Below are 12717 nucleotides of genomic sequence, written 5' to 3'. Positions count from 1 at the left end.
TACCACAAAAAAACACTGAGATACTTGTCCCAGTGTGTTTATTTCATTTTAGGATAACTTCATCAATAAACTTAAGCGTTCATCATTTTTGAGCTCCAATAACAAGCAAATTAACCGCTCATATCCAAGTTCTTTCTTCTGCTTGATTAAAGAATTCGTCATAGCCACCAAATCCTCTGGCGTAAAATTCCTTAAGTAAAGTGTAACATAACTTCCTCTACTAGAAACTAGGCTAACATGAATTGCATTATGTTCTTTTTGTCTAATTTTCATTCCTCCTGTAGACTCCCTAATATAGAACTCATACACTGTATTTTTGGGTGTTAGATGATTATCAAACAATCCAGAATGAAACAATATCTTGTATGAATCGACTACTTATGTTATGATAGTTTAAAACTATTCCTTTTTAGTAGGGAATTCATAAAGTTAGGAGAAACAACATGTCGGAAATTACAGTATCGCGTCAAACTGGCCTCGTAGGTATGTTAATGAAGGTAAACGTTTATATCAATGGAGAATGTGTTGCCAATTTAAGCACAGACGAAACCGTTACACTTCCGCTTCCTGAAGGACTTAATATGGTTAAGGTTTACGTAGATCAAAGAGGAGCCTTTACTCGTTCTAAAGAAGTTATCGTAAAAGCTGGTCAAACTGCTATTATTAAAGGATCAGCTTGGAAGACGTTTCTTGGATTCTTCGGAAGAATCTTGGGTATTCCTTATCTCTCTATCGAAGTTACAGATTAAAAAGAGGCTAGGACTTTTGTCCCAGCCTCTTTAAAGTGACTGTTTATATTAGAACCAAGAAAATGATTTCATGATGAACTGATTCATTTCAACGAGACGTGAATAATAATAATTTCCCCCATTAACGTAGAGCTCTGAGCCGTGTAAAAATGATATAGGATGGAGATAAAGATAGGTCTTACCTGTGACATTTCCAAGACTCGGTGCAACTACTTTTTTTGAATATTGACGGGCTAATTCTAGCGTATTTTTTCCGCCATTTTTAGCTACATATTCAATGTAATCCTGTCCGAAATTATAAGCTTGAACAGCGGTCCAGGGATCAACCCCCTTCTCTTTTGCTATTCGCAGATTTTCAGAGAGCGTTTGAATCCCCTGGCGAATACTTTCTTTATTATTGGTGATAGAATTTGTCTGGCCTGTTGCACTTTCACTGGCCTGCATGACATCATCTTCCTTCCCCTTAGTCTCGGTATAAATCATGGCAAGGATCAGATCTTCATTGGTACCAGTGTCTTCCTCAGCCAGTACTTCACGCACTAAGGTGCGATAAGTCATGACCTGCTTGACATCCCGGTGTATCTGATAGCCCTTGTATATGGAAAAGACGAGCAAGAGGCAAAAGAAAATTTTTATTATTCGTTTCATCATTATTTATTCTGAATGTCCTCTATATTCTTGATGAGGATCGAGTAGGTCCCATTCTCATTCTGGATAAACTCTACCGATTCAGCATCTTCGTAAACATGGTTAGGAACTAAAAGCTCAATCCCGTTTGAAAGGGAGAGTTTTTGGTTCTCAAATTTTTTTAATTGGCGACTGGCATCTATTTCATCAAAGCGAACAGGATCAGGAATGGACTCTTTTACTTGATCGACAAAACTGAGTCGAGCTGTTAAATTGTTATCAAACAAATCATTGGCTAACTTCTCTGGAGACAGTTCATTCTCTTCTTCCAGCTGGTTGAAAATAGCTGATTTGACCTTGGATTGGAACTGAAAATCGTCTTGTTGGAAATTCTCAGCAATTCGTTGGGCTGTTTTCTCTATTTCTTTGATCGATTTTTTAGGAGAAATCTTCGGTTGAGCCTGAAGGAGATTCTCAGAAAAATAGTTCAAGAACGTTCCGTTGTACTTGATCCGTTTTTCAATCAAATGGTACTTGCGGCTTTGAAGATTGATGACCAAGGCTTCATCAGCACCAGTACCAAAACCAGGTAGATTGTTTTGCGTCAGCTTGATCGGATTGTCCACTTCACCACCAAGATGGGTCAAGGTTTCCCGTAAAGCGATTCGGAGGAAGGCAAAGTGGTCCACCCCTTCTTTTGAGAATTGAATAAACACCAAATCATTGGTCTTTTGATTCTCAGAGATGACAAATTCTTCCTTCCAGCGGTTCGCTACTGCTACTGAAGTTTCTAGTAAATCATCCGAAATCATCTCAAGAAAAGGGTTATCCTCTTCAAAAATACCGGTCTTGGCCTCATCGGAGTAGACCCGTTCAATCTTTTTGCGCAAGTATTCCTCAATTTTAGGTGTGATATTGAGGAATTTGTCCGCCAGGTAGAGATCGGTATCATCTGGGATAAATTGATGAATGATGGCTTTTTTTACATAAATGTCCATAAAATGGTTTAGTCCTCGTAAAGTGTGAAGGCATCTGTCAAGGTTTTGACCTGGTCACGCACTTCTTCTAATACAGCTGGGTCATCCGCATTTTTCAACGCTTTGATAATCAATTCAGCTACCGTACGGCTTTCTTCTTCTCCAAAACCACGGGCTGTGATGGCTGCTGTCCCAATCCGAATCCCACTGGTCTTAAATGGTGATAGAGTTTCATATGGGATGGAGTTCTTGTTGAGGGTAATGTTGACCTCATCTAGTAAGTTTTGAGCCACTTTTCCATTTTCAACGACTTTCGTCACATCGACAAGGAAAAGGTGGTTCTCTGTTCTGCCTGAAATGACACGGAAATCTGGATCTTGCAAGAATACATCAGCCATAGCCTGGCTGTTTTTAATCACGTTAGCTGCATACTCTTTAAAGGCAGGATCAAGGGCTTCTTTGAAAGCAACAGCCTTGGCTGCAACGACATGCTCTAGTGGTCCTCCTTGGATCCCAGGGAAGATGGCAGAATTGATCTTCTTAGCCAAGTCCTCATCATTGGTCAAGATCAAGCCACCACGTGGGCCACGAAGGGTCTTGTGGGTGGTCGTAGTCGTGATATGAGCATAAGGCACTGGACTTGGGTGAAGACCTGCAGCGACCAATCCAGCAATATGGGCCATATCGACCATGAGTTTAGCTCCTACTGCATCTGCAATTTCACGGAATTTAGAGAAATCAATAATGTGAGAGTAGGCTGAAGCACCAGCAACGATGAGTTTTGGCTTCACTTCTTGAGCTTGTTTTAAGATAGCATCAAAATCCAAGAGTTCTGTTTCTGGATCTACACTATAGGATACAAAGTTATAGGTTTGACCTGAGAAGCTCACAGGAGCTCCGTGAGTCAAATGTCCACCTGCAGCTAGATCCATCCCCATAACCGTATCTCCAGGCTCAATCAAGGCCATATAGGCAGCACAGTTGGCCTGACTACCTGAGTGAGGTTGAACATTGGCAAACTTAGCCCCAAAGATTTCCTTAGCGCGTTCGATGGCGAGGCTTTCGACGATGTCTACGACATCAGTCCCACCGTAGTAACGACGTCCCGGATATCCTTCTGCGTATTTATTGGTCAGGATAGACCCTTGGGCAGCCATAACCGCCTTAGAGACGACGTTTTCTGAAGCAATCAACTCAATGTTATTTTGCTGGCGTTCCTCTTCTTTCGAAATTGCATCCCATAGAGCTACATCATAGGCTTTGTAATCTTCTTTGTCAAAAATCATAGGTCTTCTCCTTAAATAAATTTTATAAAACGTTTTTGTAGCTTGTCGCACGTATAACCGACCTGTTCGTAGAAGGCATGAGCGCTAATACGATGGTCTGCAGAGTTTAAACGAATAAAAGCGTACCCTCTTCGTTGGGCTTCTACTTCTAAACCTTGGAGCAAGGTTTTACCGATTCCTTTCCCTTGACTTTGGGGGATCACAGCTAATGCCAAAATATTAAATCCTGCATTGGAATAGAGGGATTCGTAGACTTCTGCATGGACATAACCAAGTAGGGCATGGCTTGCTGGATCCTCATAGCCAAGTAGGAAATGATGTGAATCCTGAGATAATCTAGCTAGTTGACTAGCCGTATCCTCTGGACTAAAAGCATAACCTAAAGCCTCTTTGTTAATCTCATAAATAGATGCAACATCTGTTTCTTTTAAAGAGCGTAGCATATCAGACCTCCTCAAAAGGGATTGCAGGTATCTTGGCAAGGATATCTTGTCGTGTAATAGCTCCTTGACGTAGAATCTTTACCTTGTCGCCAGATAAGTCTAAAATAGTCGAATCTTGACCAGTTAGAAAGCTATCGTCTTCAAGTCCTATCACTCCATGACCAAGTTCTTTAAGAATTTGCTGGCACTGGGTCCCACTAGCTTTCCCAGAGAGATTGGCAGAAGGTCCGATCAAGGGACCCGTTTTACGAATTAATTCCAATGTTTTTGGATGAGCTGGCATCCGAAAACCAACCGTAGACATCCCGGAATTAATCCAAGCTGGTACCTCTTCATTGGCTTCGAGAATGATGGTTAAGGGACCTGGTAAAAAGGTTGCGATTAGTTTTGATAGATAAGGTGGCTGATTTTTAGAATAAAATCGAATATCATCTTCGCTGGAAATATTGAGGTTCATAGCCTTTTCACGAGGGCGTTGCTTAAGAGCGTATACCTGATCAACCGCTGCTTCATCCAGTGCCTTTGCAAAGAGGCCATAGACAGTCTCAGTCGGTAAGACAACTGCATGACCAGCTTCTAATTCTTTCTTAAATGGATCCATTGTCTACCACTACCATTCTATCTTGTCCAAATTGGTCTTTTAGCACACGAACTCGTTTATCAGGAAATGCCTTTTGAAAGAGCTCTTTTACCTTGTTACCTTGCTTATAGCCGATTTCTAGATAGATCTTTCCTTCTGGTCTTAATACACTCGGTGCTTGTTGAGCAATCTTTTCATAGATAGCATAGCCATCACGATCAGCAAAGAGAGCCAAGTGTGGTTCAGAGGCTAAAACGTTGGCTCCAACTTCTTCTACATCTTCTCGAGAGATATAGGGTGGGTTGGAAACAATCAGATCGTAAGGATCTTCTAGTTCATCCAGTACATCTGATGTTTTAAAGGACACGACTGCTTCTAACTGCTGGGCATTATCTTGAGCAAGAGCTAAAGCGTCCTCTGACACATCACTAGCTTGAACCTGCCAATTAGGTCTAGCAAGGGCTAAGCTAATGGCAATGGCACCACTTCCAGTTCCGATATCCAGAACTCGTAAGGATTCCTGATCGTTTTCTTCAAGAATGAGGGTTACTAGTTCTTCTGTTTCAGGTCGAGGAATCAGCACGCGCTCATTAACTGTAAAAACATGGCCACAAAATTCTGCGCTTCCAATAATATACTGGGCAGGTACGTGATGTTTCAACTGCTCAAAGATGGATTGAAGCAAGGCTTGATCCTCTGCTTCCACTTCTTTTTGCAAGGCAAGGACAAAGTCCGTAAAGGTCCAGTTTTTTAAAGCACGATATACGAAGGAGAGGCTTTCTGCTTCCTCTCCAACTGCTATTAAGGCTTCTTCATACTGGGCTAACAATTGTCCCAACAACATTATTTGTTCAACTCTTCTAGTTTTTGAGTTTGATCATACAAGACCAAAGCATCGACCACTTCATCCAATTTACCAGATAAGATGGTATCCAATTTTTGAAGGGTCAAGCCAATCCGGTGATCCGTCACACGGTTTTGAGGGAAGTTGTAAGTCCGGATCCGCTCTGACCGGTCACCAGTACCGATGGTAGACTTCCGCTCAGCATCCTGCTCGTCTTGGGCGATCTGAGCAAAGTGGTCAGCTACACGCGCACGGATGATCTTCATGGCCTTTTCACGGTTCTTCTGTTGGGTCCGTTCTTCCTGCATCTCTACCTTGATGTTGGTAGGCAAGTGGACGATCCGAACGGCTGTTGCGACCTTGTTGACGTTCTGTCCACCCGCACCAGATGCGTGGTAGATGTCAATCCGAAGGTCCTTTGGATCAATGTCGTACTCAACTTCTTCGATTTCTGGCATGACCAGAACCGTTGCTGTAGAGGTATGGACACGACCTTGGCTTTCCGTCACAGGAACGCGTTGTACCCGGTGGGCACCTGATTCATACTTGAGTTTTGAGTAGACAGATTGCCCAGAGACCATAGCTACTACTTCTTTGATCCCACCGACGCCATTGTAGGAAGCTTCCATGACTTCAAAGCGCCAGCCTTGGCTTTCCGCGTATTTTTGGTACATCTGTAAGAGGTCACCAGCAAACAACTGGGCTTCGTCCCCTCCTGCTGCTCCACGGATTTCCAAGATAATGTTCTTGTCGTCGTTTGGATCTTTTGGAAGAAGCAAAATCTTTAGTTTTTCTTCGTAGGCTTCTTTTTCAGCCTTGGCATCTTTCAGCTCTTGCTTGGCCATTTCTTCCAAATCGGCATCGCCGCCTGCTTCCTTGATCATTTCTTCAGCATCGACGATATTTTGGAGGACTTGTTTGTATTCTCGGTAAGCTGTCACCGTGTCACGAGTGGAAGCCTCTTCTTTTGAAAGCTCCATAAAACGTTTGGTATCAGAGACCACATCTGGATCACTCAGTAATTCTCCTAACTCTTCGTATCGGTCTTCTACAGCTTGTAGTTGATCATAGATATTCATGTTTGCTCCTTAATTCTTGGTTGTTAGATCATAGATTGCTACAATTTCGTCTTCTATGACTTGGCCAGTTTCTTTAAATCCATAATGGAGATAGCAAGATCTCGCATGTTTATTTTCTGGTTCATAAGATAACCAAAGACTTGTTGCCTTTCCAGCTGGCTCTGAAGAAACAAAGTCAATGACTGCATCCATAGTCGGTTTAAAATAGCCTAAACCTTGAAAGTGTTGATCTATCATAAAACGAAATAACAAGTAGTTTCCCTTGCTGATCCCAATTTTCCGGTCATAGGCAATCATAACAAAACCAACTAATACTTCCTTATCATAAACTGCTAAGGGAGCTATAAAATCACCATTTTTATCATATACATAGGCTTCAGCTAAACTAATGGAATTGGATGCAATAAAATTCCTTTGGCTTGGCTGAACTTCTAGATTTAAAACATCAAAATAATTTTTCTTTGTAATATCCCTTAGTTCAATGGTCATAGTCTTGATCCTTATTAGATGCTATCAGTGGTGCAAAATAATGTTTACGGCAAACGGAGATATAGGTCTCGTGTCCACCGATCTGGATCTGCTCTCCATCATAGACGGGTTTACCCGCTTGCGTGCGCAAGACCATGGTCGCCTTGCGTGAACAGTATTGGCAGATGGTCTTAATCTCCTCGATCTTGTCTGCCAATAAGAGGAGATGTTTAGAACCTTCAAAGAGTTCATTTCGGAAATCATTTTTGAGGCCAAAAGCCATAACCGGCACATCTAGTTCATCTACAACTCTAGCTAAGTCATAGACATGGTGTCGTTTCAAAAACTGTGCTTCATCGACCAAGACACAGTAGGGTTTCTCTTTCAGACTTTGGATATAACCGAAGACGTCTGAATCGTCTTCAATGGCGATAGCTTCCCGTTTCATACCAATCCGACTAGAAACAACTCCAAATCCATCGCGCGTATCGATTGCTGAGGTCATGATAACGACGCTTTTTCCTTGCTCTTCATAATTATGGGCTACCTTCAAAATTTCGATGGTCTTACCAGAATTCATCGTCCCATATTTATAATATAATTGTGCCATTTTCCTTTTGTTCTCTCTAAAATGTGTTTCATTATAATTCTACCATAATTTTGCTGAGCTTTGTATCCCAAAATATGATAAAATAGACCTAAGATAGATAGAGGAGGTGGCACGATGCCATTTGTACGAATTGATTTATTCGAAGGACGCACATTAGAACAAAAGAAAGCTTTGGCCAAGGAAGTAACCGAAGCTGTTGTTCGGAATACAGGTGCTCCCCAATCTGCCGTTCACGTCATCATCAATGATATGCCTGAAGGAACTTACTTCCCTCAAGGTGAAATGCGCACTAAATAAGAGAGTGGGACAGAAATCGGTCATTCGTTAGAATTCGATTTCGCCGTCCCACCTCCGCACAGTTGAGTAGGGCTGTAAAAGCTAATGAAATCAGCGTAGTAGAGCCCACTCAACCACTGCGTTTTGCTTGATAATCCAAAGACAATTGAGAGGCTAGGACTTTTGTCCCAGCCTCTTTTAAGAAACTTGGTATTTCTTCTGAATCTGCCATAGACGCATCTGGTAACAAATACCACTAACGACAATGCTGGAAATTAAGCCAATCCAGTAAGCATACGGACCTAGGTTGGTGACATGGTCTAAAAAGATCCCCAATGGAATAGAGACACACCAGTAGCTAAAAACTCCGAGCAAGAAGGGAACGGTGGTGTCCTTGTAACCGCGTAGAATCCCTTGGATCGGTGCTGCGACCGTATCCGCTATTTGGAAAAGTAGGCTATAGGTCATGAAAATAGCTGTCTGGTGGATAAATTCCGGCTCAGTGCCATAGAGCCCTGCTACTTGATAGTGATAAAGATAGAGGAAGCTAAGGGTAAAGAAGGCAAAACCAAAGGCTGTCCATCGTCCAATCCGGCAATATTGACGTACAACATCGGGACGCCCAGCCCCAATCTCGTAGGACACAATAATAGCCATGGTATTGGAAATGCTAGCTGGAAAAGCGTACATAAGAGTTGAAAAATTCATGGCTGACTGGTGACTGGCAATGGTCATAGATGGGAATTTAGCCATGAGCAAGCCCACTACTGAGAAGATGATGACTTCTGCAAACACAATCCCACCAATCGGTAAGCCCAGGCGAATCGTCTCTTTCATCTCTTTGAGATTGAGGGGTTGAACTTTCCATAGTTGGTAGATGGCTACTTTCGGATGTTTGAAAAGGATCAAAAAGGCAATGATGAGAAGGACCCAGTAGGCCAAAGATGTCCCTAGTCCCGCTCCTGCTCCTCCTAGCTCAGGTAGACCAAAAGCTCCATAAATCAACATATAGTTAAAGCTAGCATTTAGAGGTAATAAGAGCAACATGAGATACATGGACAAACGAGTAAGTCCCAATGTATCTAGCAAGGAACGGACCACACTAAAGAGTAAGAGAGGCAAAATTCCAAGAGAGAGAAAGGCTAAGTAATGGGTTGCAATCCCCTCTACGACACTTTCTAAACCAATTTTACTTAAGACAATTGGTGCAATCAACAAGACAAAAGCGATCAAGAGGACAGCCATCATGAAAGAGAGATAGATAAATTGATAAAAATCAGAAGCGATTCTTTTTTTATTCCCCTGCCCTAAGTGATGACCAATAATGGGAGTTAAAGCAGATACAATCCCTGTTAAAAAGGTAAAAAAGGGATTCCACAAACTAGTGGCGGTTGACACTCCGGCTAAGTCCAAAGTATTGTATTGCCCTGTCATGGCTGTATCCACAAAACTGGCTGAATAGTTAGCTAGTTGATAGACCAGGAGAGGAACAAATAGACTGATAAACAAGCGCAAGCGCTCTTTAAAATGATGGGTTAGATACACGGATGATACTCTCTTCTTGTCAATTTGAAATTTTCTCTTACCACTCTACTATATGTCACCTTAAATGTCAAAAAATTAAAGAACTGAAGATCAAACGAATCCTCAGTTCTTTAAGATTATTTTTTATTGCGATTCAAGATGGCATTCAGAATGATTGCCAAGACGCTGGCAACGACAATTCCATTTGCAAAGAACATTTTAAATGCACTTGGAAGGCCGTTAAAGAGGGTACTATTGTTCAAACCGACTCCTGCTGCAATCGATACAGCTGCGATGAGGAAATTGTGCTCATTGTGTTCGAAATCGACACGTGCAAGGATCTGCATCCCTTGAATGGATACAAAACCAAACATAACCAGCATGGCTCCACCAAGTACTGGGCTTGGGATGATTTGCGCCAAAGCTCCAAACTTAGGAAGGAGACCAAGGAGAACGAGGAAACCAGCTGCGTAGTAAATTGGAAGACGAGTCTTGATACCAGACAATTTCACCAAGCCTACGTTTTGTGAGAATCCAGTGTAAGGGAAGGTATTGAAGATACCACCGAGAAGTACGGCCAACCCTTCAGCGCGGTATCCATTACGGAGGCGCGTGCTATCAATCGGATCTTTTGTAATATCTGAAAGTGCAAGATAAACACCAGTCGATTCCACCATTGAAACAGTTGCGATGATACACATCATAACGATTGAGGTGATTTCAAACTTAGGAGCTCCAAAGAAGAACGGTGTTGGAACATGAAGAATAGGGGCTTGATCCACGGGCGTGAAGTCCACCAAGCCCATAGAAGCTGCAATAGCTGTCCCAACGATCAACCCAATCAAAATAGAGATGGATTTGATAAAGCCTGTCGTATAGATATTAACCACGAGAATGATGAGAATGGTAATCACGGCCAAGATCAAACTTTGAACCGTTGGTTCTGCTGCATTATTTCCCATGTTCCCAATCGCAACTGGAATCAAGGTCAAACCGATTGTGGTAATGACAGATCCTGTCACAATAGATGGGAAGAGGTTGGCGATTTTAGAGAAGAAACCTGAGACCAGAACGACGTAAATACCTGAAACAATCAAGGCTCCAAACATAGCCCCACTACCATGGCTAGCCCCAATCATGCTAAGAGGTGCCACAGATTGGAAGGCCACCCCAAGTACGACCGGAAGACCAATTCCGAAATATTTGTTTAACTGCAATTGCAGGAAGGTGGCGACCCCACACATAAAGATATCTGTAGAGATCAGATAGGTTAGTTGGTGGGCATTATAGCCCAAAGCACCCGCAATCATGATTGGCACTAAAATAGAACCCGAATACATGGCCAATAGGTGCTGCAAGCCTAGAATGGCTGCCTGTGAATGGTTTTCTTGCTTTTGCATTAGATGTCTGCCTCCTTGAATACAACTTGACCATTTTCAAAACGGTCCAAACGAGCTAGGGATACAACTGGGTAGCCGAGTTCTTCTAACAGTCCACGGCCTTCTTGGAAGGATTTTTCAATGACGATGCCAACCGCTTCTACACTGGCACCAGCTTGTTCGATAATCTGGATCAAGCCTTTAGCTGCTTGGCCATTTGCTAGAAAGTCATCGATGATCAAGATGCGATCATCTGGTGATAAAAACTTGCCAGCAATGGAAACGGTACTGGTCACTTGCTTGGTAAAGGAATAGACTTCTGCTGTCAAAATCCCTTCATTCATCGTAATATTCTTCGCTTTTTTAGCGAAAATCATAGGAAGTTCCAAAGCTTCTGCGACATAGAGGGCTGGAGCGATTCCGGAAGCTTCAATGGTGACAACTTTGGTCAGTCCAGCATCTTTAAAACGATTCGCAAATGCCTTCCCAATCTCTTTCATCAGCTGGTAATCCACTTGGTGGGTCAAGAAGGAATCGACCTTAAGGATATTCTCCCCCAAGACATTTCCGTCTTTTAAAATACGTTCTTCTAATAATTTCATGTTTTCTCCTAAACTCTTTGGAACAAAAATAGAGACTTACCAAGTAAGCCTCTAGTGAATACAGGAATCCCTGCATCAATCTTAGACTTACTTATTGTTAGGTGTTCCGGCACCTTGTAGAGACCTTGCGCCAATTCGCAAGATAAATAAGTAATTGTAGTTTTAATGAGAGTCACCATTCCAGATAGAGTTCTTTACGATGACATAATCGACATGCTTCAGATCAGCAACCTTGCGGCCTCCAGCATAGGAAATAGAACTTTGCAAGTCTTGCTCCATCTCTGTCAAGGTATCTTGCAGATGACCTTTGGCTGGAAGAAGGATTTTCTTACCTTCAACATTTTTATAGGCCCCTTTTTGGTACTCGGAAGCAGATCCATAATACTCTTTAAAGGATTCCCCGTCGACTTCAACGGTTTTACCTGGGCTTTCAATGTGTCCTGCAAAAAGCGAGCCAATCATGACCATGCTAGCACCAAAGCGAATGGATTTAGCAATATCTCCGTGCGTCCGAATCCCCCCGTCCGCAATAATCGGCTTGCGAGCTGCTTTTGAACACCAACGAAGGGCTGCTAACTGCCAACCGCCAGTACCAAAGCCAGTCTTCACTTTGGTGATGCAGACCTTACCAGGACCGATCCCGACCTTGGTAGCATCCGCTCCAGCATTTTCCAACTCACGAACGGCCTCAGGTGTTCCGACATTTCCTGCGATGACAAAGGTATCTGGCAACTCCTTCTTGATATGCTGGATCATTTGGATCACACTATCTGAGTGACCGTGAGCGATATCGATGGTGATGTATTCAGGGGCATCGTCCTTGAGTTGAGTCACAAAGTCGTACTCATAGTCTTTTACTCCAACTGAGATAGAAGCGATTAATCCCTGATCGTGCATACGTTTGATAAAGGGAATGCGTCCATCTTCGTCAAAGCGGTGCATAATGTAAAAATATCCCCCTTTAGCCAGTTGCTCAGCTACGTCCTCATCGAGGATGGTCTGCATGTTGGCAGGTACGACTGGCAACTTGAAAGTGTGCTTACCAAACTGAACTGTGGTGTCAGCTTCTGCACGACTTTTGATAATGCACTTGTTAGGGATTAATTGAATATCTTCGTAATCAAAGATTGGAAATTCGTTTAACATACGGATTGAAATCTCGTTTCTAAATTTTAAATCGTGATGGGTCATCACTACGCCTTTCGACGTTTCCATTCAAGATTATAACAAAGATACGGAGTCGATTCAATTAGAACGTCGATTATCTAAATAA

Annotated in this window: 16 protein-coding genes and 1 riboswitch; of the genes, 2 read left to right on the top strand and 14 right to left on the bottom strand. The window is 42.5% G+C overall.

The window, feature by feature from the left end; all coding sequences use genetic code 11:
• Positions 1-48: 48 nt before the first annotated feature.
• Positions 49-273: a hypothetical protein gene (locus tag D8785_RS00235; protein ID WP_260469846.1), complete on the bottom strand. Its 225-nt coding sequence runs from the start codon at positions 271-273 to the stop codon at positions 49-51.
• 170 nt (positions 274-443) lie between these two features.
• Here D8785_RS00235 and D8785_RS00230 point away from each other — a divergent pair, with 170 nt between their 5' ends.
• A complete protein-coding gene (locus D8785_RS00230) occupies positions 444-749 on the top strand; it encodes a hypothetical protein (protein ID WP_125374065.1) in 306 nt (101 codons plus the stop codon).
• A 48-nt stretch (positions 750-797) separates the two neighbouring features.
• Here D8785_RS00230 and D8785_RS00225 read toward each other — a convergent pair whose 3' ends face one another.
• From D8785_RS00225 to D8785_RS00185, 9 genes are read right to left on the bottom strand one after another with little or no spacing between them, the layout of a single operon-like run.
• Positions 798-1400, bottom strand: coding sequence for a lysozyme family protein (locus D8785_RS00225; RefSeq protein ID WP_125374064.1), 603 nt, complete (start codon positions 1398-1400; stop codon positions 798-800).
• Complete coding sequence (locus tag D8785_RS00220) at positions 1400-2374, bottom strand: nucleoid-associated protein (RefSeq protein WP_125374063.1); 975 nt, start codon at positions 2372-2374, stop codon at positions 1400-1402. Before D8785_RS00220 ends, D8785_RS00225 begins: the two co-directional genes overlap by 1 nt.
• An 8-nt stretch (positions 2375-2382) precedes the next feature.
• Positions 2383-3639 carry a serine hydroxymethyltransferase gene (gene glyA / locus D8785_RS00215; protein ID WP_125374062.1) on the bottom strand — a complete coding sequence of 419 codons (1257 nt, stop codon included), beginning with the start codon at positions 3637-3639 and terminating at the stop codon, positions 2383-2385.
• A gap of 11 nt (positions 3640-3650) precedes the next feature.
• The gene (locus D8785_RS00210) at positions 3651-4082 is read right to left on the bottom strand and encodes a GNAT family N-acetyltransferase (RefSeq protein ID WP_125374061.1); all 432 of its coding nucleotides are present in this window, start codon (positions 4080-4082) and stop codon (positions 3651-3653) included.
• Position 4083: 1 nt separating this feature from the next.
• Positions 4084-4683, bottom strand: a complete 600-nt coding sequence (locus tag D8785_RS00205) for an L-threonylcarbamoyladenylate synthase (protein WP_125374060.1) — start codon at positions 4681-4683, stop codon at positions 4084-4086.
• Positions 4670-5506 carry a peptide chain release factor N(5)-glutamine methyltransferase gene (gene prmC / locus D8785_RS00200; RefSeq protein ID WP_125374059.1) on the bottom strand — a complete coding sequence of 279 codons (837 nt, stop codon included), beginning with the start codon at positions 5504-5506 and terminating at the stop codon, positions 4670-4672. The genes D8785_RS00205 and prmC overlap by 14 nt, the downstream gene beginning before the upstream one ends.
• Positions 5506-6585: a peptide chain release factor 1 gene (gene prfA, locus D8785_RS00195; RefSeq protein WP_125374058.1), complete on the bottom strand. Its 1080-nt coding sequence runs from the start codon at positions 6583-6585 to the stop codon at positions 5506-5508. The genes prmC and prfA overlap by 1 nt, the downstream gene beginning before the upstream one ends.
• A 9-nt stretch (positions 6586-6594) precedes the next feature.
• Entirely contained in the window at positions 6595-7074 is a 480-nt protein-coding gene (locus tag D8785_RS00190; protein ID WP_125374057.1) for a GNAT family N-acetyltransferase, read from the bottom strand.
• Positions 7064-7663: a thymidine kinase gene (locus D8785_RS00185; RefSeq protein WP_125374056.1), complete on the bottom strand. Its 600-nt coding sequence runs from the start codon at positions 7661-7663 to the stop codon at positions 7064-7066. The genes D8785_RS00190 and D8785_RS00185 overlap by 11 nt, the downstream gene beginning before the upstream one ends.
• 114 nt (positions 7664-7777) lie before the next feature.
• On the opposite strand from D8785_RS00185, the gene D8785_RS00180 reads away from it, so the two are divergent.
• Positions 7778-7960, top strand: a complete 183-nt coding sequence (locus D8785_RS00180; RefSeq protein ID WP_001117401.1) for a 4-oxalocrotonate tautomerase — start codon at positions 7778-7780, stop codon at positions 7958-7960.
• A gap of 177 nt (positions 7961-8137) precedes the next feature.
• On the opposite strand, the gene D8785_RS00170 is transcribed toward D8785_RS00180, so the two are convergent.
• From D8785_RS00170 to guaC, 4 genes are all read right to left on the bottom strand, one after another.
• A complete protein-coding gene (locus D8785_RS00170) occupies positions 8138-9484 on the bottom strand; it encodes an MATE family efflux transporter (protein ID WP_125374055.1) in 1347 nt (448 codons plus the stop codon).
• A 116-nt stretch (positions 9485-9600) separates the two neighbouring features.
• Positions 9601-10863: a nucleobase:cation symporter-2 family protein gene (locus D8785_RS00165; protein WP_125374054.1), complete on the bottom strand. Its 1263-nt coding sequence runs from the start codon at positions 10861-10863 to the stop codon at positions 9601-9603.
• A complete protein-coding gene (locus D8785_RS00160) occupies positions 10863-11444 on the bottom strand; it encodes a xanthine phosphoribosyltransferase (protein ID WP_125374053.1) in 582 nt (193 codons plus the stop codon). Before D8785_RS00160 ends, D8785_RS00165 begins: the two co-directional genes overlap by 1 nt.
• A 74-nt stretch (positions 11445-11518) precedes the next feature.
• Positions 11519-11614: riboswitch (purine riboswitch) on the bottom strand.
• The gene (gene guaC, locus D8785_RS00155; RefSeq protein WP_040803046.1) at positions 11607-12590 is read right to left on the bottom strand and encodes a GMP reductase; all 984 of its coding nucleotides are present in this window, start codon (positions 12588-12590) and stop codon (positions 11607-11609) included. Its footprint overlaps the riboswitch before it by 8 nt.
• Positions 12591-12717 lie beyond the last annotated feature (127 nt).

The sequence above is a fragment of the Streptococcus australis genome, assembly GCF_003943615.1.
In the GTDB taxonomy this organism is placed as follows: domain Bacteria; phylum Bacillota; class Bacilli; order Lactobacillales; family Streptococcaceae; genus Streptococcus; species Streptococcus australis_C.
Note: the sequence above shows the minus strand (reverse complement) of the source record. Positions and strands in the feature narration are given on the sequence as shown.